General features: G+C 70.4%; 21 protein-coding genes and 3 pseudogenes. 18 read left to right on the top strand and 6 right to left on the bottom strand.

Going from position 1 to position 20,819, the window contains the following annotated elements; all coding sequences use genetic code 11:
- The first annotated feature begins 12 nt into the window (after positions 1-12).
- The 4 genes from PGN25_15235 (at position 13) to PGN25_15220 (ending at position 2,141) form a co-directional block, all read left to right on the top strand.
- Positions 13-249 carry a BolA family transcriptional regulator gene (locus PGN25_15235; GenBank protein MEH3118895.1) on the top strand — a complete coding sequence of 79 codons (237 nt, stop codon included), beginning with the start codon at positions 13-15 and terminating at the stop codon, positions 247-249.
- Between the two features lie 29 nt (positions 250-278).
- Entirely contained in the window at positions 279-788 is a 510-nt protein-coding gene (locus PGN25_15230; GenBank protein ID MEH3118894.1) for a DUF29 domain-containing protein, read from the top strand.
- A gap of 41 nt (positions 789-829) precedes the next feature.
- A complete protein-coding gene (grxD, locus tag PGN25_15225) occupies positions 830-1,165 on the top strand; it encodes a Grx4 family monothiol glutaredoxin (protein MEH3118893.1) in 336 nt (111 codons plus the stop codon).
- Positions 1,166-1,238: 73 nt separating this feature from the next.
- A complete protein-coding gene (locus PGN25_15220) occupies positions 1,239-2,141 on the top strand; it encodes an NAD(P)/FAD-dependent oxidoreductase (protein ID MEH3118892.1) in 903 nt (300 codons plus the stop codon).
- A 478-nt stretch (positions 2,142-2,619) separates the two neighbouring features.
- Here PGN25_15220 and PGN25_15215 read toward each other — a convergent pair whose 3' ends face one another.
- Positions 2,620-2,808, bottom strand: coding sequence for a hypothetical protein (locus PGN25_15215; protein MEH3118891.1), 189 nt, complete (start codon positions 2,806-2,808; stop codon positions 2,620-2,622).
- A gap of 163 nt (positions 2,809-2,971) precedes the next feature.
- Between PGN25_15215 and PGN25_15210 the strand changes: the two genes are divergently transcribed.
- On the top strand, positions 2,972-4,267 hold the full coding sequence (locus PGN25_15210; protein MEH3118890.1) for an RsmB/NOP family class I SAM-dependent RNA methyltransferase: 1,296 nt from the start codon (positions 2,972-2,974) through the stop codon (positions 4,265-4,267).
- Between the two features lie 114 nt (positions 4,268-4,381).
- Positions 4,382-5,413 carry an alpha/beta hydrolase gene (locus PGN25_15205; protein ID MEH3118889.1) on the top strand — a complete coding sequence of 344 codons (1,032 nt, stop codon included), beginning with the start codon at positions 4,382-4,384 and terminating at the stop codon, positions 5,411-5,413.
- Between the two features lie 57 nt (positions 5,414-5,470).
- Here the strand turns inward: PGN25_15205 and PGN25_15200 are convergent, their stop codons facing one another.
- On the bottom strand, positions 5,471-5,698 hold the full coding sequence (locus PGN25_15200; protein ID MEH3118888.1) for a hypothetical protein: 228 nt from the start codon (positions 5,696-5,698) through the stop codon (positions 5,471-5,473).
- Positions 5,699-5,868: 170 nt separating this feature from the next.
- Between PGN25_15200 and guaA the strand changes: the two genes are divergently transcribed.
- The 3 genes and pseudogenes from guaA (at position 5,869) to PGN25_15185 (ending at position 8,074) form a co-directional block, all read left to right on the top strand.
- Entirely contained in the window at positions 5,869-7,434 is a 1,566-nt protein-coding gene (gene guaA / locus PGN25_15195; protein ID MEH3118887.1) for a glutamine-hydrolyzing GMP synthase, read from the top strand.
- A gap of 220 nt (positions 7,435-7,654) precedes the next feature.
- A pseudogene (locus PGN25_15190) lies at positions 7,655-7,951 on the top strand (Arm DNA-binding domain-containing protein).
- Positions 7,940-8,074 (top strand): annotated as a pseudogene (locus PGN25_15185) (IS630 family transposase). The pseudogenes PGN25_15190 and PGN25_15185 overlap by 12 nt, the downstream one beginning before the upstream one ends.
- Positions 8,075-8,137: 63 nt before the next feature.
- Here PGN25_15185 and PGN25_15180 read toward each other — a convergent pair.
- Positions 8,138-8,476: pseudogene (locus tag PGN25_15180) on the bottom strand (carbohydrate porin).
- Between the two features lie 242 nt (positions 8,477-8,718).
- On the opposite strand from PGN25_15180, the gene PGN25_15175 reads away from it, so the two are divergent.
- Positions 8,719-9,555 (top strand): 3-keto-5-aminohexanoate cleavage protein, encoded by an 837-nt coding sequence (locus PGN25_15175; GenBank protein MEH3118886.1) that lies wholly within the window; start codon positions 8,719-8,721, stop codon positions 9,553-9,555.
- 148 nt (positions 9,556-9,703) lie between these two features.
- On the opposite strand, the gene PGN25_15170 is transcribed toward PGN25_15175, so the two are convergent.
- On the bottom strand, positions 9,704-10,723 hold the full coding sequence (locus PGN25_15170) for a GlxA family transcriptional regulator (protein ID MEH3118885.1): 1,020 nt from the start codon (positions 10,721-10,723) through the stop codon (positions 9,704-9,706).
- A gap of 183 nt (positions 10,724-10,906) precedes the next feature.
- On the opposite strand from PGN25_15170, the gene PGN25_15165 reads away from it, so the two are divergent.
- From PGN25_15165 to PGN25_15130, 8 genes are all read left to right on the top strand, one after another.
- Positions 10,907-12,160, top strand: a complete 1,254-nt coding sequence (locus PGN25_15165) for a sarcosine oxidase subunit beta family protein (protein ID MEH3118884.1) — start codon at positions 10,907-10,909, stop codon at positions 12,158-12,160.
- 13 nt (positions 12,161-12,173) lie between these two features.
- Positions 12,174-12,476: a sarcosine oxidase subunit delta gene (locus tag PGN25_15160; protein MEH3118883.1), complete on the top strand. Its 303-nt coding sequence runs from the start codon at positions 12,174-12,176 to the stop codon at positions 12,474-12,476.
- Positions 12,473-15,547, top strand: a complete 3,075-nt coding sequence (locus tag PGN25_15155; GenBank protein ID MEH3118882.1) for a sarcosine oxidase subunit alpha — start codon at positions 12,473-12,475, stop codon at positions 15,545-15,547. Before PGN25_15160 ends, PGN25_15155 begins: the two co-directional genes overlap by 4 nt.
- A 13-nt stretch (positions 15,548-15,560) precedes the next feature.
- The gene (locus tag PGN25_15150) at positions 15,561-16,115 is read left to right on the top strand and encodes a sarcosine oxidase (GenBank protein MEH3118881.1); all 555 of its coding nucleotides are present in this window, start codon (positions 15,561-15,563) and stop codon (positions 16,113-16,115) included.
- A 365-nt stretch (positions 16,116-16,480) separates the two neighbouring features.
- Complete coding sequence (locus PGN25_15145; protein MEH3118880.1) at positions 16,481-17,872, top strand: L-serine ammonia-lyase; 1,392 nt, start codon at positions 16,481-16,483, stop codon at positions 17,870-17,872.
- 919 nt (positions 17,873-18,791) lie between these two features.
- The gene (locus PGN25_15140; protein MEH3118879.1) at positions 18,792-19,358 is read left to right on the top strand and encodes an Arm DNA-binding domain-containing protein; all 567 of its coding nucleotides are present in this window, start codon (positions 18,792-18,794) and stop codon (positions 19,356-19,358) included.
- The gene (locus PGN25_15135) at positions 19,358-19,735 is read left to right on the top strand and encodes a tyrosine-type recombinase/integrase (protein MEH3118878.1); all 378 of its coding nucleotides are present in this window, start codon (positions 19,358-19,360) and stop codon (positions 19,733-19,735) included. The genes PGN25_15140 and PGN25_15135 overlap by 1 nt, the downstream gene beginning before the upstream one ends.
- Positions 19,732-20,055: a hypothetical protein gene (locus PGN25_15130; GenBank protein MEH3118877.1), complete on the top strand. Its 324-nt coding sequence runs from the start codon at positions 19,732-19,734 to the stop codon at positions 20,053-20,055. The genes PGN25_15135 and PGN25_15130 overlap by 4 nt, the downstream gene beginning before the upstream one ends.
- A 112-nt stretch (positions 20,056-20,167) precedes the next feature.
- On the opposite strand, the gene PGN25_15125 is transcribed toward PGN25_15130, so the two are convergent.
- Positions 20,168-20,428 (bottom strand): hypothetical protein, encoded by a 261-nt coding sequence (locus PGN25_15125; GenBank protein ID MEH3118876.1) that lies wholly within the window; start codon positions 20,426-20,428, stop codon positions 20,168-20,170.
- An 11-nt stretch (positions 20,429-20,439) separates the two neighbouring features.
- Positions 20,440-20,781 carry a hypothetical protein gene (locus PGN25_15120; GenBank protein MEH3118875.1) on the bottom strand — a complete coding sequence of 114 codons (342 nt, stop codon included), beginning with the start codon at positions 20,779-20,781 and terminating at the stop codon, positions 20,440-20,442.
- Positions 20,782-20,819: the final 38 nt, after the last annotated feature.

Raw genomic sequence — 20,819 nt, 5'->3', positions numbered from 1 at the left:
CGGAGAGCCCCCATGCCGATGGATGCACGCGAGATCGAGTCGATGATCCGCGAGGCGCTGCCCGACGCGACGGTCGAGATCAAGGATCTGGCCGGCGACGGCGACCACTACGCCGCCACCGTCATCTCCTCCGCCTTCAAGGGCAAGACCCGCGTCGCCCAGCACCAGATGGTCTACGGCGCGCTCCAGGGACGGATGGGGGGCGTGCTCCACGCCCTTGCGCTGACGACCGGTGTTCCCCAGGATTAGTCTTCAACCCCAGCCAAGCAGGTCGCCTGATGGAACGGCCGAGCCTCTACGACGACGACATCGTGACCTGGGCCGAGGAACAGGCGGCGGCCATCCGGGCTCTGGCTGCGCGGCCGGAACTCTCGAACGTCCTCGATTGGGAGAACGTCGCCGAGGAGATCGAGAGCGTGGGGCGGTCTCACATTCGTGCGGTCGAACGGCTCCTGATCCAGATGCTCGCGCATCTGCTGAAGCGCGTCTCGGCGCCGGACTCCCCTCCGAACCTGCATTGGCGCCGGGAGATCGCGGCCTTTCAAGTCTCGGCGCAGGCCCGCTACGAGCGGTCGATGCGTCAGCGGATCGATTGGCGGAAGGTGTGGCGCCTCGGGATCGAACTCGCTGCCGGCGAGCTCGAACTCTACGGCGACTCTCTGCTCCCGAACCTGCCGCCCGACTGCCCATTGACGCCCGAGGAACTGCTGGCGGCCTCGTTCGATGCCGACGCCGCCGTGGTGCGGATCGCTGAGGCGGCGGCCTTGAAATCCGCCGGACATTCCTGACTTCAACGGCTGACCATCAGAAGCGCGAACGAGGACCACCGATGACCGACGTCAACACCACGATCAGGAACGAGATCGACTCGCAGGACGTGGTCGTGTTCATGAAGGGCACGCCGCAATTTCCGATGTGCGGCTTCTCGGGCCAGGTCGTCCAGATTCTCAACTACCTCGGCGTGCCGTTCAAGGGCGTGAACGTCCTCGACGACATGGCGGTCCGGGAGGGCATCAAGGCCTTCTCCAACTGGCCGACCATTCCGCAGATCTATGTGAAGGGCGAGTTCGTCGGCGGCTGCGACATCGCCCGCGAGATGTTCCAGTCGGGCGAGCTGCAGCAGTTCCTGTCCGAGAAGGGCGTTCCGGTGAAGAGCGCCGCCTGACCGCGCTCCTTCTTCGGGAACCCCTTCCCCGTTCATCGCACTTGTCTCCCGGCGGGTCGGCCGGGAGAGGCACATGCGTGACGTCATCATCGTTGGCGGCGGCCCGGCCGGGCTCAATGCCGCCCTGATCCTCGGCCGGGCGCGGCGCGGCGTCCTGCTCTGCGACGCCGGCGCGCCGCGCAACGCCGCGACGCCCCGCACCTGGGGCCTGTTCACCCGCGACGGCACCCCGCCCTTCGACCTGCGCCGGCAGGGCCGCTCGGATCTCGCCCGCTACGAGACGGTCGAGTGCCGCGAGGTCGCGGTGACGGAGGCGCATCGCGACGGCGACGGCTTCACCATCGTCCAGGCCGATGGGCGGTGCGAGCGGGCGCGGCGCCTGATCCTGGCGACCGGGCTGGCGCAGGACATCCCGCCAATCGAGGGTTTCGACACCTACTGGGGCACGGGCGTGCATTCCTGCCCCTATTGCGACGGCTTCGAAGTCCGTGATCGGCCCCTGGTCGTCTACGGTCGCGGCCACGGCGGCCGCGGCCTCGCCCTCGAACTCACCGGCTGGAGCCGCGACGTCACGCTCTGCACCGGCGGCGGCGACGGCGACCTGTCCGACGGGGACCGCGACCGTCTTTCCCGCAACGGCGTCCGGGTGATCGAGGCGAGGATCGCGCGGCTGGAGGGCGACGGAGCGCGTCCTTCCCGCCTGCGCTTTCACGACGGCACCGCCACCCCTTGCGCGGCGCTCTTCCTCATGCCGTTCGCCTGCAGCCCCTCACCGCTCATCGCCCAACTCGGCTGCGAACTCGACGAGACCCGCAGCGTCGTGCCGACCCGCGAGTACGAGAAGACCAACGTGCCCGGCCTCTACGTGGCCGGAGACGCCTCGCGCCGGGTTCAGTTCGCCGTCGTCGCCGCGGCGGAGGGCGCGATGGCGGCGTTCGCGATCAATGCGGAGTTCGTCGCCGAGGCGACGCGATAAGGCCGTCCGCAAAGGCGGCGGCGGACATTGATACCAGCCGGCGATGCGGATCACTCATCGTCGGCCGCCCCCGCGACCGCGGGACGGCGGCCATCCACCGGATGCGCTGATCCCGACCATCGGTCGGGATCAGCGCCGCTTGGTATACACCAATTGGCATGGCTCATCACCGATAGGCCCAGTCGCGCCGTGCGAGGGACATGATCGTCCAGGCTCGTGCGATCAGCTCGTTCCAGGCCTCGCAGCACGGATCGAGGATGTCCTCCACCTCGGCCGGCAAGTTGCTCCACAGCCGGATCGCTCCACGGCGGGCAGGACCTGCTCCAGCGCCGGACGTGCCCTCACGCTCGCCGGCGCCCAAGGCTCAAACCGGTCCACAACCGCGGACCAGATCGATCCACGACCTTGTGATTCCTTCGACAGCACAAGGAGCTAGTGAAAAAATCTCACCTTGATAAGGGCTGGGGCTGAGAGACACTCAGTAGCGGCCGGGCGGCGGCGGGGGCGGGTTGCCGTATTCGAGCTGCGTCTTGGCGTCGGGCCGGGGCGCGGGCGGCGGCACCGGATCAAGGGCGGGTGCGGCCGGCGCGGTGGAGCAGGCGGCAAGCGTCAGCGCCAGCAGACCGGCACTGACGAGGGGCTTCACGGAGGGCTTCGGGGACGACATGCGGTTCTCTCTTGCAATGTCCTTGCAATGATCCTTGACGGACGGGACCATCGTGCCGTTCTGAGCGCGCAAAGAGCCGGAAGCTCGGCCGCATCGTGACGGACCGCGGGTCCAAGCGTGGCCGCACGGCGGCAAGTTCAACGAAACGTTTCCGGAGCCGACCCTGACCCCCTCCGCCCGCCTCTCCGCCGCCATCGAAATCCTGGACGACATCGCCGCGCGCCGCCGTCCGGCCGCCGACGCGCTGAAGGATTGGGGCCTCGCCCACCGCTTCGCCGGCTCCGGCGATCGGGCGGCGATCGCGAGCCTCGTCTACGACGGGCTGCGGCGGCGCGCCTCCGCCGCCTGGATCATGGGCGAGGAGACCGGCCGCGCGATCCTCATCGGCATGCTGCGCCTGCAGCGGGGGCTGGCCGAGCCCAGCATCGCCTCGCTGTTCGACGGCGCCCGCTTCGCCCCCCCTCCCCTCGCCGATGGCGAGCGCAGGCGGCTCGCCGAGGGCAGCCTCGCGGACGCTCCGCCGGAGGTGGCGGGCGATGCGCCGGCCTTCGTGCTGCCCTCGCTCACCGAGCTGTTCGGCGACGCGCTTCTGCCGGAGCTGCGCGCGCTCGGCCGCCGGGCGCCGCTCGACATCCGTGCCAACACCCTGAAGCTGAGCCGCGAGGCTGCGGCGCAAGCGCTCGCCGACCTCGGGCCGGAGGCGACGCCGCTCTCGGCCCTCGGCCTGCGGCTGCCGCTCGGCGAGGACGGGCGCGGTCCGGCCCTCCACGTCGATCCGCTGTTCCTGGAGGGCGGGTTCGAGATCCAGGACGAGGGCTCGCAGATCGCGAGCCTGCTCGCGGGCGCCAAGCCGGGCGAGACCGTGGTCGATCTCTGCGCCGGCGGCGGCGGCAAGTCGCTCGCGCTCGCGGCGATCACCGGCAACGCCGCGCGCCTGATCGCCACCGACGCCGATCCGCGCCGCCTCGCCCCGATCCACGAACGCCTGCGCCGCTCGGGGGCGACGGTCGAGGTGCGCACGCCCCGCACCGGCCGGGCGCGGGCCGACGTTCTGGCCGACCTCGACGGCACGGTCGATCGCGTGCTGGTCGATGCGCCCTGCACCGGCACCGGCACGTGGCGGCGCAACCCGGACGCCAAGTGGCGCCTGCGGCCCGGCAGCCTCTCGGGCCGGATCGCCGAGCAGGCCGAGGTGCTCGACCGGGCGGCCCGCCTGCTGCGGCCGGGCGGCACCCTCGTCTACGTCACCTGCTCGCTCCTGCCCGAGGAGAACGACGCGGCGGTCGACGGCCTGCTCCGGCGCGGCAGCGGCGCGATTCACGCCGTCGCGACCGATCTCTCGTCCGTTCCCGGCCTCGCCGAGAAGGTCCGCAGGACCGCCCGCGGCATCCAGATGAGCCCGGCGCTTACCGGCACCGATGGCTTCTATGTCGCGACGATGACACGCAATTCCGCTTGAACCCTGGATCGGGAGGCCGCCTGCCTCGTTGGAATGGGGATCAAGATCCTCGCCCCGGACCATTTTCCCGCGCGGCGAAGCTGCGGGAGTCCCGATGACGGCGAGGCCGACACCATGACGCTGCACCGGCGCGCCCTGCTCGCGGGGACGGCGGCGATGCTGACCGGAAGCGAGGCGGCCCGGGCGCAGCAGCCGGCGCAGCCGCCCGCCACCCGGCTTCCGGTCCGCCCCCAGACCGGCGACGTCGTCCAGCCCCTGCCGCAATCGGCCCCGGGCGCGGATCTCGAAATCATCGACCTGTGGCCGGACCTGCCGCCGGGCGGCGGCGGCCCGTACCGCTCGGAATACCGCTTCGACGAGACCTTGACCGGCGTCGTCACCGGCGTGGTGCGGCCCTGCCTGCTGGTGATCCGCCCCGCGCAGCCGAACGGCGCGGGCGTCGTGATCGCGGCGGGGGGCGGATACCTGCGCATCGACATCGGCAACGAGGGGCTGCCCGTCGGCCATTGGCTGGCGCGGGCCGGCATCACCGCCTTCGTTCTGGTCTACCGCCTGCCGAGCGAGGAATGGCGCGACGGCCCCGACGCTCCGCGGCAGGATGCGCAGCGGGCGATGCGGCTGGTGCGCTGGAGGGCGGAGGCGTACGGCCTCGATCCCGACCGGATCGGCGTGCTCGGCTTCTCGGCCGGCGGCCACCTGATGGGCGTGACCGCGACCGATGCCGAGCAGGATCTCTACGACGATCAGGACGATGCCGACGGCCTGAGCGCCCGCCCCTCCTTCGCCGGGCTGATCTATCCGATCGTCACCATGCGCGCGCCGTTCGACCGGACCATGACCAGCCGGAAGGTTCTGGTCGGCGACGATCCGCCCGACGCGCGGCGGCGGGCCTATTCGGTGGAGGTGCAGGTCAATGCGCGCACGCCGCCGGTCTTCCTGGTCCAGGCCTCCGACGATCGCATCGCGGTGACCGACCATCCGCTGCTGATGTACGCGGCCCTGCGAGCGGCGAAGGTGCCCGCCGAGATGCACCTGTTCGAGCGCGGCGGCCACGGCTTCGGCCTCGGCGTGCCGGGAAGCCCCGCGGCGGCGTGGCCCGCCCTGTTCATGGCATGGATGCGCGGCCACGGCATGCTGAAGTCATGAAAAAGGCGGCCCCTGTGTCCGGGGGCCGCCCATCGTCGTCCGTCGGGAAGAGCCGGATCAGAAGCAGCGGCGCTCGCGCGTCACGACCACCCGGCCGAAGCGGCCGCGGCGCTTGGTGACGACGGTCCTGCAGCGCGGGCCGCGGATGACCCGGCGGCTGTACTGGGCCTGCTGAAACAATCCGTCCGACGCCGGGGCGGCGCCCGCCAGGGGAAGGGCCTGGGCCGGCGCGACGGCGCCGAGACCTGCGATCGTGACGGCGATTCCGAAGAGGGCAGCTCTCATGGTCGGATGACTCCTGTCCGTTTCGAGGGGCGTGCCGTGTCGCCTCGATCCGGTGAACGCGAGGTTAACGGCCTCGATCGCGGGCTTGCCGCATGTGCCCTCCGATCACCGCGCGCGTTGCGCCGCCCCGAACCCTCGTCTAACCGGTGTGGGACAGGGCCCGAGACAGCATGACCATCGACACCTCCCACCACGACAAGATCCTGATCGTCGATTTCGGCTCCCAGGTGACGCAGCTCATCGCCCGCCGCGTGCGCGAGGAGGGCGTCTATTGCGAGATCGTGCCCTTCACCAAGGCCGAGGCCGCCTTCGACGCGCACCGGCCCAAGGGCGTGATCCTCTCGGGCGGCCCTGAATCCGTCACCACGGACCTCTCCCCGCGCGCGCCTCAGAAAATCTTCGAATCCGGCGTGCCGGTCTTCGGCATCTGCTACGGCCAGCAGACCATGGCGGCTCAGCTCGGCGGCGAGGTCGAAGGCGGCCACCACGCCGAGTTCGGCCGGGCCGAGGTCGAGATTCTTTCCGACTCGCCGCTGTTCAAGGGCGTCTGGCACACGGGTGAGAAATATCCGGTCTGGATGAGCCACGGCGACCGGGTCACCAAGCTGCCCGACGGCTTCACCACCATCGCGCTCTCGCGCAACGCGCCCTTCGCCGCGGTCGCGGACGAGGCGCGGCACTACTACGCCGTCCAGTTCCACCCGGAGGTGCACCATACGCCCCATGGCGCGCTCCTGATCCGCAACTTCGTGCGCGACATCGCCGGCTGCTCCGGCGACTGGACCATGGGGACCTATCGCGAGGAGGCGATCGCCAAGATCCGCGAGCAGGTCGGCACCGAGAGGGTGATCTGCGGCCTGTCCGGCGGCGTCGATTCCTCGGTGGCGGCGGTGCTGATCCACGAGGCGATCGGCGACCAGCTCACCTGCGTCTTCGTCGATCACGGCCTGATGCGTTTCGGCGAAGGCGACGAGGTGGTCCGCCTGTTCCGCGACCACTACAACATCCCCCTCGTCCATGTTCAGGCGCAGGATCTGTTCATCGGCGCGCTGGAAGGCGTCGACGACCCGGAGGTGAAGCGCAAGACCATCGGCCGGCTGTTCATCGACGTGTTCGAGACCGAAGCCAAGAAGATCGGCGGCGCGGCGTTCCTGGCGCAGGGCACGCTCTACCCGGACGTGATCGAGAGCGTGTCGTTCTCCGGCGGCCCCTCGGTGACGATCAAGAGCCACCACAATGTCGGCGGCCTGCCCGAGCGCATGAACATGCGGCTCGTCGAGCCGCTGCGCGAATTGTTCAAGGACGAGGTGCGGCTGCTCGGGCGTGAACTCGGCCTGCCCGAGACCTTCGTCGGCCGCCACCCCTTCCCCGGCCCGGGCCTCGCCATCCGCTGCCCCGGTGTCATCACCCGCGAGAAGCTGGAGGCCCTGCGCAAGGCCGACGCGATCTATCTCGACGAGATCCGGCAGGCCGGGCTCTACGACACGATCTGGCAGGCCTTCGCGGTGATCCTGCCGGTGAAGACGGTCGGCGTGATGGGCGACGGGCGTACCTACGACCACGTCTGCGCGTTGCGCGCCGTGACCTCGGTCGACGGCATGACCGCCGACTTCTACCCCTTCGACATGGCCTTCCTCGGCCGCGTCGCCACGCGGATCATCAACGAGGTGAAGGGCATCAACCGGGTGACGTACGACATCACCTCGAAGCCGCCCGGCACGATCGAGTGGGAATGATTTTTGCCCCTCTGGGAGTATCCGAAACTACGCCACATTAATATATAACACGCTGACAAATAATAAAAATTATCCCTGTGCCTATCGGCTACTATCGGTGGACAGAGATCGGGCTTGGCGGCCCGCGTAACGGTCTCGCCCATATTGATCCGCCCCGAAATCAAAAGTACGGTCAGGGCAGACAAGGTCCTTGACGGTACTTTTTGGAGGTGACGCGGAAATGCTGGCGAATGCTGCGATCAAGCCACTGAAGCAGCAGAGTAAAATGTACAAAGTTGCCGATCGGGACGGCATGTACGTGCGCATCATGCCTTCGGGAGCGATGTCGTTTCGCCTCAACGGGCAGCGCGAGACCGTCTATCTCGGGAAGTACGGACGCAACGGAATCTCACTCGCCCGGGCTCGCGAACTTTGCATCGATGCAAGGCGGGCCGTCAGCGAAGGGCGGTCCCCTGCGATCGAGAAGCGGCGGCTGAAGGAAGCCAAGAGCTTCGGGGAATTCGGCGAAAAGTGGCTCGGCGACCGGATCGTCGCCTTCTACGCGGACATCCTCGATCCGTGTTGCGAGGCCTGGAACGAGCTGATCGCACGAGCCTGGACGATCATGTCCCTCGCACGGCGCGACTGGGCCTATCGGTGATGAGCCATGCCGATTGGTATGAGCGGAATGCGGCGTGAGGCGGCGGCCTCGGAAAGCGATCGCCGATTTCACGCAGAGCACCACCACGTCGGGCCGAATGGTCGTTCCGCTCGAGTGGTTGATGTACTGGACGTTGGGCCGCACCACGACGTCGGGGGTGAGGGCGATGTTGTAGAAGGCTTCGAGAAAACGCTCCTGGGTCGGGATCGCGTTCGCTGCGCCGAGGAAGGCGTCGGGCGAGGATGAGGCTCTCACGCGGCGCGGGTTGGCGATCGTCCGGCCGAAGCCGAGGCCGATCCAGTCGTTCGGCCGCTCCTTCCAGAAGCCCTTGTAGCCGGCTTCATCGGCTTCGGCCGGGCGGCGGTGAGCGCAGAGGGGGAATTCCGTTTCCGCATCCTGCATCCCGGCCGCGGGTTCCGGCCAGGATCGGCGGCGACGCCCCGCAGGCTCCGCACATCGCCGTCGGGGTGTTCGCTCGCGGGTCGCTGAAGCGGCTCGCGACGCGGCTCTACTTCGCCGATGCCCGAGGCGCGGTGCGCGACGCTGATCGCACAGCGCGTCGCCGATGCGCCGCCGATACCGTTTCGACATCGTCCTTCGCGGACGTGACGAGACCGTCTTCTTCGATCTGTGAGGCGTTTGCCATGACCAACTCCGCTCCCCTCGTGATCGCGGTGGCCATCACCGGTTCGGTGCCGCGCAAGGCGGACAATCCGGCGGTGCCGATCACGGTCTCCGAGCAGATCGAATCGACGCATCAGGCCTTCGAGGCGGGCGCCACGCTCGCCCACATCCACGTGCGCAACGACGACGAGACACCCTCGTCCGACCCGGAAAAGTTCGCCGCCGTACAGGAGGGGCTGCGCCGGCACTGCCCCGGCATGATCGTCCAGTTCTCCACCGGCGGACGCGGGCGCGATCCGGCGAGCCGCGGCCTGTCCCTGGCGCACCGGCCCGACATGGCCTCGCTCTCGACCGGCTCGGTCAACTTCCCGAGCATCGTCTACGAGAACCACACCACCCTGGTGACCGACCTCGCCACCCGGATGAAGGCGTACGCGATCCGACCGGAGATCGAGATCTTCGACCTGTCGCACCTGCACGGAGCCAAGCGTCTGGTCGAGGCCGGGCTGATGGACGCGCGGCCCCACGTGCAGTTCGTGATGGGCGTGCGGAACGCGATGCCGGCGCAGGAGCACCTGCTCGATATCCTGCTCGGCGAATTGCGCCGAGTGCTGCCGCAGGCGACCTGGACGGCGGCCGGGATCGGGCGCGAGCAGGCGCGCGTGATGGAATGGGCGCTCGCCCGCGGCGCCGACGCGGTGCGCACCGGGCTGGAGGACAACATCCGGATCACGCGGGAGCGGCTGGCGGGCAGCAACGCCGAACTGGTGGGCCTGGCCGTCGAGGCGGCCGACCGGCACGGCCGCCGCATCGCGACGCCCACCGAAGCCCGCGCCGTTCTCGGCCTTCCGGCCTGACGGCGATGAGCCTCTCTTCCCTCGATTCGGGCCTGCTCGGCCCGCTCTTCGCGACCGAGCCGATGCGCGCGGCCTTCGGCGACCGGGCGGGGAGGATGCCCGGAAGCCCGTTCCCACCGATCCCGGACGTGGACCGGCCGGCGCATCGTCACGGGGCCGCCGCCTCCGGCGCGCGCGAACGCCTTCGGTCGCGCGAGGGCACCGAGCCGCGATGCTGGCGGTAGGTCCGGGTGAAATGCGAGGTGTCGCAGAAGCCCGTCGCCGCCGCGATCGCCGCGACCGTCCGATCGGTGTTCTTCAGAAGAAGATCGGCCTGATCCAGGCGCATGGCCACGTAGCAGTCGCTCGGGGAACGACCGAGAAGCCGCTCGAACCGGCGCTCCAGGCTGCGCCGCGCGATCCCGACGCGGCGCGCGATCTCGGCGACGGTGAGCGGCGTCTCGATGTTCTGGCGCATGTGGAGCAGCGCGCGCTTGATCGCGTCGTCGCCCGACACGAGGTCCAGGGGAATCCCGGGCTGCGCCTTGTCCGCCCGCGCCCCCTCGTCGATGATCATGATCTGCAGGCTCTTGCGCGCCGGGGCGATGCCGACGTGCTTCTCCACGAGATGGGCCGCGAGATGGGCCGAACTGGCGCCGCCGGAGCAGGTCAGGCGGTCGCGATCGATGACGAAGATCCGGTCGGAGACCGGCAGGAGCCCGTCGAACTGCTCCAGGAAATCGGCGTGGTGGAACCAGTTCACGCAGCAGCGATACCCGTCCATCAGCCCGGCGCGGTGCAGGATGAATGCGCCCGTGCAGACGCCGACCAGCGGGACGCGATCGGCCGCGGCCGTCCGCAGGAAGCGGACGAGGCCGAGCCCGAGATTCGGGATCTCGTTGATCAGCCCGCCGACGACGACGACGTAGTCGAAGGGGGGCGCGCGGTCGAGGCGGGTATCGGGCTGGACGACGACGCCGCAGCTCGACGTCACCGGCTCCATGCTGTCGGACAGGATTACCCATTCGCACAGGATCGGCCGGCTGCGGTCGCCCTCGTCCGCCGCGAGACGCAGCACGTCCACGAAATTCGCGAAGGCGCACAGGGTGAAGCGCCGCGCCAGGATGAAGCCGACGCGCAGGCGGACGCGGGGCGGCGTGCCGGCGGCGGGTTGCCGGTCGGGCTGCATGGCGGAAGACCTCCTCCCGGAACCTCGGCGACGGTGGACACCGGCTCGGAAACCGAGCCTGTGATCGCGACGCGGTCGGGTGTCGTCCGGGCTGTCGCGAACATCAGCCTAACTTGACGCAATCGTTCTGTCTCGCGGGACAGCCGGAGATTAGGGATGTCCGATCCGGCCAAGGACCCCGTCATGAGCCACTTCTCGTTCCCCGCCCTGCTTGCGAAGGCGCTGACCGGCAACAAGGGCTGGCAGCCGCAATGGCCGGATGCCGAGCCGAAGGCCGAGTACGACGTCGTCGTCGTGGGCGCGGGCGGCCACGGCCTGGGCGCCGCCTACTACCTCGCCAAGGAGCACGGCATCACCAACGTCGCCGTCATCGACAAGGGCTGGCTCGGCGGCGGCAACACGGGCCGCAACACCACCATCATCCGCTCGAACTACCTCTACGACGAGAGCGCGCGCCTGTACGAGCACGCCATGAAGCTGTGGGAGGGTCTCAGCCAGGAACTCAACTACAACGTCATGTTCTCGCAGCGCGGCGTCATGATGCTCGCGCACACGGTGCACGACGAGCAGAGCTTCCGGCGCCACATCCACTCGAACCGCCTCAACGGCATCGACAACGAGTGGCTGAGCGCGCAGCAGGCCAAGGACTTCTGCCCCGCCCTCAACATCGCGCCCGACGCGCGCTACCCTGTGGTCGGCGCCGCGCTGCAGCGGCGCGGCGGCGTCGCCCGCCACGACGCGGTGGCCTGGGGCTACGCCCGCGGCGCGGCGGCGCGCGGCGTCGACATCGTCCAGAACTGCCCGGTGATCGGCATCCGGCGCGACGCTTCGGGCCACGTCAGCGGGGTCGAGACCGCGCGCGGCTTCATCAAGGCGAAGAAGGTCGCGGTCTCGGCCGCCGGCAGCACCTCGGTGGTGATGGGAACCGCCGACGTGCGGCTGCCGCTGGAGAGCTATCCGCTCCAGGCGCTGGTCTCGGAGCCGGTCAAGCCGGCCTTCCCCTGCGTGGTCATGTCCAACACGGTCCACGCCTACATGAGCCAGTCCGACAAGGGCGAGCTCGTCATCGGCTCCGGCACGGACCAGTACGTCTCCTACAGCCAGCGCGGCGGCCTGCCGCTGATCGAGCACACCCTCGCGGCGATCTGCGAGGTGTTCCCGATCTTCACGCGCATGCGCATGCTGCGCAAATGGGGCGGCATCGTCGACGTGACCCCCGACCGCTCGCCGATCGTGGCCAGGACCCCCGTGCCGGGCCTCTACGTCAATTGCGGCTGGGGCACCGGCGGCTTCAAGGCGACGCCGGGCGCCGCCAACGTCTTCGCCCATACGATCGCGCGCGACGAGCCGCACCCGATCAACGCCCCCTTCACGATCGAGCGCTTCACCACCGGCCGCCTCATCGACGAGGCGGCGGCCGCGGCCGTCGCACACTGAGAGGGACTCATCCGTGCTCCTCATCACCTGCCCCTACTGCGCCGCGGCGCGCCCCGAGATCGAGTTCGCCTACGCGGGCGAGGCCCACATCGCCCGCCCGGCCGACCCCGCCGCCCTCGGCGACGAGGCATGGCGCGACCACCTCTACATCCGCAGCAACACCCGCGGCCTGCACTTCGAGCGCTGGCGCCACATCAACGGCTGCGGGCGCTTCTTCAACGCCGCCCGCGACACCGTCACGGACAAGTTCGCCGCGACCTACAAGGCCGGCGAAGCGCGCCCCTCCGCCCTCGCGCCCGAAGGTGCCCGGCGATGACCAGCTCCCGCGCGATCGACACCGCGGACACCGCAGCCCGGCCGTCCGCGGCCCCGGCGACGGGCTCCGCCGGGAAGAGCCTGCGCGTGCCGGGCCGGGGCCGCAACGCCGCCGGCGCGCCGGTCCGCTTCAGCTTCGACGGCCGCAGCCTGACGGGACGGGCGGGCGACACCCTGGCCGCGGCGCTGCTGGCCAACGGCATCCACCTCGTCGGCCGCTCCTTCAAGTACCACCGCCCGCGCGGCATCCTCTCGGCCGGCTGCGAGGAGCCGAACGCCCTCGTCGGCACGGATCGCGGCAACGGGCGCTACGAGCCCAACACCCGGGCGACGACCGCGGAGATCTTCGAGGGTTTCCGCACCACGAGCCAGAACCGCTGGCCGTCGCTGCGGACCGATGTCGGCGCGGTCAACGACCGCCTCTCCATGCTGTTCTCGGCGGGCTTCTACTACAAGACCTTCATGTGGCCGAAGTCCTTCTGGAACAAGGTCTACGAGCCGGTCATCCGGGGCGCGGCCGGCCTCGGCAAGCCGCCGACCGAACGCGACCCCGACACCTACGCCGCCCGCTACGCCCATTGCGACCTCCTGGTCGTCGGCGCCGGCGCCGGCGGGCTCGCGGCGGCGCTCGCGGGCGCCCGCGGCGGCGCCCGGGTGATCCTCGTCGACGAGCAGGCGGAGGCCGGCGGCTGGCTCCTGTCCGAGCCGGCGGTGACCATCGACGGCCGCCCCGCCTGGACCTGGCTCTCGGAGACGCTGCGGACCCTGTCCGGGATGCCGAACGTCACGGTCCTGACCCGCACCACCGCGATCGGCTACTATCACCAGAACTTCCTGGGGTTGTGCCAGCGGCTGACCGACCATCTGGCCGACGTGCCGGAGGGGGCGCCGCGGGAGCGGCTCTGGAAGGTCCGTGCCAAGCAGGTCGTGCTGGCGCAGGGCGCGATCGAGAAGCCGCTGGTCTTCGCGGGCAACGACCGGCCGGGCGTGATGCTGGCGGGCGCCGCGCGCAGCTTCCTCAACCGCTACGGCGTCCGCGTCGGCGAGCGCGCCGTGGTCGTGACCTCGCACGATTCGGCCTGGGCGGCCGCCTTCGACCTCGCCCGCGCCGGCACCGCGGTGCCGCTGATCGTCGACCTGCGGCGGAGCGTGTCCCCGGATCTTCTCGCCGAGGCGCGGGCCTTGGGGATCGAGACCCTGTGCGGCGGCACCGTGACGGATACGAAGGGGCGGCTGCGGGTCTCCGGCGTCCGGGTGAACCCGGTCGAGGCGTCCGGCAGGGTCGGGAACGGCCGCTGGGTCGCCTGCGACGTGCTGCTGATGTCCGGCGGCTGGACGCCGAGCCTGCACCTGTTCTCGCATACCGGCGGCAAGCTGACCTGGGACGAGGAGAACCAGATCTTCCTCCCCGGTCAGGCCACCGAGGCCTGCCGCTGCGCGGGCGCCGGCACCGGCCGCTTCGGTCTCGACGCGGCGCTCGCCGACGGGGCCGCGGCCGGCGCCGCGGCGGCGACCGATGCGGGGTTTTCCGCGCAGGCCCGGAGCTTCGCGGTGCGGGGCGAGGCGTCGATGTCCGGCATCGCCTGCCGCGACCTGCCGACCGACCGCGACGCCGGCTTCGCCAAGGCCTTCGTCGACTTCCAGAACGACGTGCTGGCCAAGGACATCCGCCTCGCCGTCCGCGAGGGCTTCCGCTCGGTGGAGCACATCAAGCGCTACACCACCAACGGCATGGCGACCGACCAGGGCAAGACCTCGAACATCAACGGCCTCCAGATCGCCGCGAACGCGCTGGAGCGCGCCGCGCCGAGCGTCGGCCTGACGACCTTCCGGCCGCCCTACACGCCGACCACCTTCGGGGCCTTCGCGGGCTACAACCGCGGCAGACTGTTCGAGGTCACCCGGCGCACGCCGATCGACGCCTGGGCCGAGGCCCACGGCGCCGTCTACGAGCCGGTCTCCCTGTGGCGGCGCGCCCGCTACTTCCCGAAGGCCGGGGAGGACATGCACGCGGCCGTCGCCCGCGAGTGCCGCGGCACTCGCGCCAGCGTCGGCATGTTCGACGCCTCGACGCTGGGCAAGATCGAGGTCGTCGGCCCGGACGCCGCGACCTTCATGAACCGGATGTACACCAACGCCTGGACGAAGCTGGAGCCGGGGCGCTGCCGCTACGGCCTGTTGCTCGGCGAGGACGGCTTCATCCGCGACGACGGCGTGATCGGGCGCATGGCCCCCGACCGCTTCCACGTCACGACGACGACGGGCGGAGCGGCGCGGGTGCTCAACATGATGGAGGACTACCTCCAGACCGAGTGGCCGGAGCTGAACGTCTGGCTGACCTCGACCACCGAGCAATGGGCGGTGATCGCGGTGCAGGGGCCGAGCGCCCGCAAGGTGATCGCGCCGCTCGTCGAGGGGATCGACCTCTCCCCTGAGCGCTTCCCCCACATGGCGGTGGCGGAAGGCCGCATCTGCGGGGTGCCGACGCGCCTGTTCCGGGTCAGCTTCACGGGCGAGCTCGGCTTCGAGATCAACGTCCCGGCCCGCTACGGCCGGGCGGTCTGGGAGGCGATCCACGAGAGCGGACGCCCCTACGACATCGTGCCCTACGGCACGGAGACGATGCACGTCCTGCGCGCCGAGAAGGGCTACATCATCGTCGGCCAGGACACGGACGGCACCCTGACGCCGGACGATGCCGGCATCGGCTGGGCGGTCGGCAAGGCCAAGCCCGACTTCGTCGGCAAGCGCTCGCTCACCCGGCCCGACATGCTCAAGCCCGACCGCAAGCACCTCGTCGGCCTGCTGACGCAGGATCCGAAGGTCGTGCTCGAAGAGGGCGCGCAGATCGTCGCCGAGCGCGACGGGCCGATCCCGCGCCGGATGATCGGCCACGTCACCTCCGCCTACTGGAGCGAGACGCTCGGCCGGTCGATCGCCATGGCGGTGATCGAGGGGGGCAAGTCCCTCCAGGGGCAGACGATCCACGTGCCGATGCCCGAGACCGTCCACGCGGCGACGGTCGGCGGCACGGTGTTCCTCGACCCCGAAGGCAAGCGGCTCGCGGTATAGGTGAGGTGCGGACATGATCCAGGAATGGAAGACCCTGCGGGGCACCGCGATCCCCGGCATCGCCGGCCGTCTCACGGTGGCGCCGGCACCGGACTGCGCCCGCCTCGTCCTGCGGCTGCGGCCCGACGACCGCGCGGCGGCGGGCACGGCCCTCGGCCTCGCGCTGCCTGAGCGGATCGGCGCTGTGACCGAGGCCGGCGGGAGCCTCGCCGTCCGCCTCGGCCCGGACGAGTGGTTCCTGCTGTCGCCCGAGGGCGAGGCCGGGGCCGCGGGCGAGCGCCTGACGGCCGCGATGGCCGCACCGTTCAGCCTCGTGGACGTCAGCCACCGGGAGATCGGCATCGCGGTGGACGGGCCGGCCGCGACGCTCGCCCTGTCCTCCCTCTGCGCCCTCGACCTCGACGCCATGCCGGCGGGCTCGGCGACCCGCACGATCCTCGACAAGGCCCAGGCCGTGCTGATCAAGCACGACGCGAACCGCTACCGCATCGAGGTCTGGCAATCCTTCGCCGACCACGTCTGGACCCTGCTCGCGGCGGTCTCGCACGAGATCGCACTCGACATCTGACCGCGGCCTGCCGACAACCACACTGCGCCGGACGCTCCCGTGATCGGCTTCGACCTCGACGCCCCGTTCGCGGATACCGAGATCGCCGACGCGATCGGCCGGCCGGGACGACGCGCGGGTTCGGCGAGGCCGCGTTCGCGGCCATCGGCGCGCTGGTCCTGAAGGTCGTACGCGCCCTGGCCGCGGCCGGGTCGGAGGGCGATCCGGCCGTGGAGGCCGCAGTCTTGCATGAGGTTCGCGGCCTCTGCCGCCGCTTTCCGATCCACCGGCGGGGCTCCGGCCTCCGAGCCGGCGGCCGCCCTGGGGCTCGGGCATTCAAGGAGAAGGCCGCGTCGGACCCAAGTCGCGGCGGCGGACGGTGTGCGATGTTCCTCAGCGTGTTCGATGTCTTCAAGCCGGGAATCGGCCCCTCGTCGTCCCACACGATGGGACCGATGACGGCGGCGGCCGACTTCCTCGATCTCCTGCGCGGCAGCGAGGCCGGCCGCCGCGCGGCCGCGATCCGGGTGAGCCTGCACGGCTCGCTCGCCTTCACCGGCCGCGGCCACGCCACCGACCGCGCGGTGGTGCTGGGCCTCCTCGGCTTCCGGCCGGCCGAGATCGAGATGGACGAGGCGGAGCGCGGCCTCGCGGAACTGGCGGACCGCAGGAGCCTTCGGCCGGCGGACCTGCCGGAAATCGCCTTCGACCCCACGGCCGACATCGTGTTCGATTACGGGCCGCCGCTGCCCGGGCACGCGAACGGGCTGATCCTCACGGCCTCGGATGCCACGGGCGCCCCCGTCCTCTCCGAGACCTACTACTCGATCGGCGGCGGCTTCGTGGTCACGGCGGCGCAGCGCGCGGCCGACGAGCCGCCCCCCACCGCGGCGGCCGACCCGATCCTCTGGCCCTACCCCTTCGAGACCTCGGCCGCCATGCTGCGGATGGCGTGCGAGAGCGGCCTGTCGATCGCCGCGATGAAGCGCGCGAACGAGGCGGTCGGCCGCTCCGCCGCGGAGGTCGATGCCGGCATCGCGCGGATCTGGCAGACGATGAACGGCTGCGTCGAGCGCGGCCTCTCTCAGGACGGCGAGCTGCCCGGGGGCCTGCGCGTCAGGCGGCGGGCGAAGCGCATCCGCGAGCAACTCGAGCGCGAGCACGGCTCCAACACGGCACAGCCGCACGTGATGGCGGACTGGCTCAGCGTCTATGCCATGGCCGTCAACGAGGAGAACGCGGCCGGGGGCAAGGTCGTCACCGCGCCGACCAACGGGGCCGCGGGCGTCGTCCCGGCGGTCGCCCGGTACTATCTCGACCATTGCATCGGCGCCGACGCGGCCCGGATCCCCGAATTCCTGCTGACCGCCGCCGCCATCGGCGGGCTGATCAAGCACAACGCCTCCATCTCCGGGGCGGAAGCCGGCTGCCAGGGCGAGGTGGGCTCGGCCAGCGCCATGGCGGCCGCCGGCCTCTGCGCCGTGCTCGGCGGGACGCCGGCCCAGGTCGAGAACGCCGCCGAGATCGCCCTGGAGCACCATCTCGGCATGACCTGCGATCCGGTCGCCGGCCTGGTGCAGGTGCCGTGCATCGAGCGCAACGGCATCGGCGCCACCAAGGCGGTGGCGGCCGCGTCCCTGGCCCTGCGCGGGGACGGCACGCACTTCATGCCGCTGGACAACTGCATCGCCGCGATGCGCCAGACCGGCGAGGAGATGAGCCACAAGTACAAGGAAACCAGCCTCGGCGGCCTGGCGGTGAACCTTCCGGAGTGCTGAGGCGCCCTCTGTGCCGGAGGGCGCCGGACCCGGCTGCGGCGCCTTCCCATCCAGAGGCACCAGAACGCCAGCAGCGGCGGCGCATCCGAGGCCGTGGCGTGCAGGATGTTCGGCGGGTTGTACAGCCTCCCGCCCGTGCCGGGGGTGAACCGGTCCGAGTCGCCGTGCCGGAAGCGGCCAGGCGACAGCGGCAGGGACACGCCGACGGTCAGGTCGCGCCGATCCTCGAGCCCCTTCGGCCCGACGATCGTCGCGCGGAACTGGCCGATCCCGGTCGGCGGAAGGCCGAGATCGGGTAGCACGGCCCCCGAGCCGACGCCATCGACGAGGAATGGCCCCGACAGGAGAAGCGGTTGCCCGAACCGCTCGATCGCGAGCGTCGCGCGGAGCAGCGTCACGACCGTCGCCTCGGCCTCTCCAGCGCCTTGCTGTCGCCGGCCACGCGGCGGGAGAAGGTCCGGCAATCCTGGTTGAGGCGATGCCCGTCGAGAAGAATCGGTCGCGAACTTCGAGGAGCGCCGCCTCATAGGCGAAGCGATGTCGCCGGGAGAAGATCAGGAACGCGTCGTCCGGCAGATGACGAAGGAGCGGCATCGAGCCTCGGCTCGCAGCGATCCGGCCCACGCCGTTCGCCGGGAGCCGCTATTTTCAACGCCGAGCCGCGACGGCTCAAGCCCAGCCGGCACGTTCGTTGTTCTGTTCTGATCGGTTGTGGATTGGCGCCGCAAGAGGGATTCGAACCCCCGACCCCCTCATTACGAAACACGGGTTATACAATACATCAGTTGACAGGACTGCTTACCGGGCCGCAGAAGCGCTGGGCTGTGAGAGGTTTGCGCATGTGTACCCTCCTCATCATACGGGCGGGACTCTCGTGGAGAACCGCCCATCCGCTTACTATGTGCTTACCGGGATGGCGATGCGCCTCACGAACCAGACAGCCGCCGCGGTGCAGATCCCGGCCGGGCGCGACAGGATCGTGGTGTTCGACGACGACCTGCCCGGCTTCGGGGTCAGCGTGAGCAAGGGCGGCTCCCGCATGTGGGTCGTCCAGTACCGAAACGCGCTCGGCCAATCGAAACGGGAATCGCTGGGTAAGGTCGGGCTCCTGTCGGCGACCGATGCCCGACGCGCGGCCGGCGAGCGGCTGGCGCGGGCCAAGCTCGGCGAAGATCCGCACGCCGAGAAGGTGAAGGCGAAGGCGCGTGCCGCGATCACCTTCGGCGCCGTCGTCGAGCCGTACCTTGAGGCGGTCGCGCCGCATCTGCGCCCGACCTACCTTGCAGAGGCGGGCCGCTACCTGCGCACCGTCTGGAAGCCGTTGCACAAGCTCCCGCTGCACACGGTCGGCCGGCAGGAGATCACCGAGCTCTGGCCAAGATCCGCCGCGAGACCGGCCCGCACGCGGCCAACCGTGCCCGAGCGGCGCTGTCGGCGCATTTCGCGTGGCTCGTCGGGACCGGCGCGGCCGAGATCAACCCTGTGATGGGCGTGCCGAAGCCGGCGCCGGAGGTGCGGCGCACGCGGGTGCTGAGCGAGGATGAGATCGCGCGGGTGCTGAAGGCCTGCCGAGACGACGACTTCGGCCGCATCGTCCGGCTGCTGCTGATGACCGGGCAGCGCCGCGACGAGGTCGCCGACATGGCCTGGGCGGAGGTGGATCTCGCGAGCGCGGTGTGGTCCCTGCCGGACCCTCGGGTGAAGAACGGGCAAGGGCATGACGTGCCGCTGTCGAAGCCGGCCCTGCAGGTGCTCACGTCTATCGAGCGGGTCGAGGGCGGTCGCTCGTGTTCGGCCAAGGCGAGGGCGGATTCCAGGGGTTCTCGCGGGCCAAGGCCTCGCTCGACAAACGGTCCGGCGTGACGGGCTGGCGGCTCCACGACCTGCGCCGCACGGCCGCCACCGTCATGGCCGACCGCCTCAAGGTGCTGCCGCACGTGGTCGAGGCGGTGCTGAACCACATCTCCGGCCACAAGGCGGGCGTGGCCGGCATCTACAACCGGGCGCTCTACGCTGCGGAGAAGCGCGAGGCGCTAGACCTGCTTGGCGCCTATCTCACGGGTCTTGAGCCACGCGTCGAGGTCGCCGCGACGGACGCCGAGCCGGCCCTCGCTGAGACGGAGGAGGGTCGGCCCCTTCCCGTCGTTGCACATCCGGCGAAGCGTCGCCGCGCTCAGTCCTAACTCGCGGGCGGCCGCCTGGAACGGCACAACGCGTCGTGCCGGGTCAGTCTGCGGCATTGCCATGCTCCTGTCGGATGAAGAGGGCTCGTGCGCCCGGCGATCGCTGTTGGCGCTACGCATCTCGGCCTCGTGCGGTGGTGGATAGGGTCGGCTCCGAGCGTCCGGCCGCCGGCACGCGGAAGGTCGGCAGCATGCCTTGCCGCCGAGCCAGTTCCGCAAAGGCATCGCCGACGATGCCGAAGATGTTGCGGAAATCCGCGTGCTCACTCTCGCTGGCGTCCCGGGTCAGCCAGCGGATGAAGTCGGGATCGCGCAGGCTGGCGACCCCGATGCTGGCGAGCTTGCACAGGTGGCGCAGGTCGTCGTCCGTCATGACCGGGCGACTCATTGCATCACCGCGAAGCAGCCGGCGGCTTCGTACCGCGCGTGGATGCGGCCGTTGCTCGCGTCCTTGATCCACCGGACCCGGCCGGCGCAGTAAGGGCATGTTTCCTCACCCTCGGCGGCAGGATCTTGGACGATGCGGGCCACCATGGCAGGCGCCCCATCGTCCGGGCAGGTCTCGACCCCCAGGCCCTCGGCGAAGCCGCGCAACGCCTCGATGGCGGCGCGCCGACGCAGATCGTGCGCGTCATGACGCATCTCCATCGCTTCGGCAGCGCCGATCGCCGTCTGAGCGGCGTGCTGGATGCCGGCGCGGAATATGGCGAGATCCCGGGCGTTCATACGCGGCTCCTAAGAAGCGGCAGGGCGACAATGATGAT

It is taken from the genome of Methylorubrum populi, from assembly GCA_036946625.1.
Lineage (GTDB): Bacteria > Pseudomonadota > Alphaproteobacteria > Rhizobiales > Beijerinckiaceae > Methylobacterium > Methylobacterium populi_C.
This window is presented reverse-complemented; position numbering and strand designations above follow the sequence as displayed.

Bases quoted from the DNA above. Each gene is read 5' to 3' on its own strand.
- grxD (MEH3118893.1), top strand. From the start codon at position 830: ATGACCGACGTCAACACCACGATCAGGAACGAGATCGACTCGCAGGAC.
- guaA (MEH3118887.1), top strand. From the start codon at position 5,869: ATGACCATCGACACCTCCCACCACGACAAGATCCTGATCGTCGATTTC.
- PGN25_15125 (MEH3118876.1), bottom strand. From the start codon at position 20,428: ATGACGGACGACGACCTGCGCCACCTGTGCAAGCTCGCCAGCATCGGG.
- PGN25_15145 (MEH3118880.1), top strand. From the start codon at position 16,481: ATGTTCCTCAGCGTGTTCGATGTCTTCAAGCCGGGAATCGGCCCCTCG.
- PGN25_15155 (MEH3118882.1), top strand. From the start codon at position 12,473: ATGACCAGCTCCCGCGCGATCGACACCGCGGACACCGCAGCCCGGCCG.
- PGN25_15220 (MEH3118892.1), top strand. From the start codon at position 1,239: ATGCGTGACGTCATCATCGTTGGCGGCGGCCCGGCCGGGCTCAATGCC.
- PGN25_15175 (MEH3118886.1), top strand. From the start codon at position 8,719: ATGACCAACTCCGCTCCCCTCGTGATCGCGGTGGCCATCACCGGTTCG.
- PGN25_15205 (MEH3118889.1), top strand. From the start codon at position 4,382: ATGACGCTGCACCGGCGCGCCCTGCTCGCGGGGACGGCGGCGATGCTG.
- PGN25_15170 (MEH3118885.1), bottom strand. From the start codon at position 10,723: ATGCAGCCCGACCGGCAACCCGCCGCCGGCACGCCGCCCCGCGTCCGC.
- PGN25_15165 (MEH3118884.1), top strand. From the start codon at position 10,907: ATGAGCCACTTCTCGTTCCCCGCCCTGCTTGCGAAGGCGCTGACCGGC.
- PGN25_15150 (MEH3118881.1), top strand. From the start codon at position 15,561: ATGATCCAGGAATGGAAGACCCTGCGGGGCACCGCGATCCCCGGCATC.
- PGN25_15135 (MEH3118878.1), top strand. From the start codon at position 19,358: ATGGGCGTGCCGAAGCCGGCGCCGGAGGTGCGGCGCACGCGGGTGCTG.
- PGN25_15200 (MEH3118888.1), bottom strand. From the start codon at position 5,698: ATGAGAGCTGCCCTCTTCGGAATCGCCGTCACGATCGCAGGTCTCGGC.
- PGN25_15140 (MEH3118879.1), top strand. From the start codon at position 18,792: ATGCGCCTCACGAACCAGACAGCCGCCGCGGTGCAGATCCCGGCCGGG.
- PGN25_15230 (MEH3118894.1), top strand. From the start codon at position 279: ATGGAACGGCCGAGCCTCTACGACGACGACATCGTGACCTGGGCCGAG.
- PGN25_15215 (MEH3118891.1), bottom strand. From the start codon at position 2,808: ATGTCGTCCCCGAAGCCCTCCGTGAAGCCCCTCGTCAGTGCCGGTCTG.
- PGN25_15120 (MEH3118875.1), bottom strand. From the start codon at position 20,781: ATGAACGCCCGGGATCTCGCCATATTCCGCGCCGGCATCCAGCACGCC.
- PGN25_15235 (MEH3118895.1), top strand. From the start codon at position 13: ATGCCGATGGATGCACGCGAGATCGAGTCGATGATCCGCGAGGCGCTG.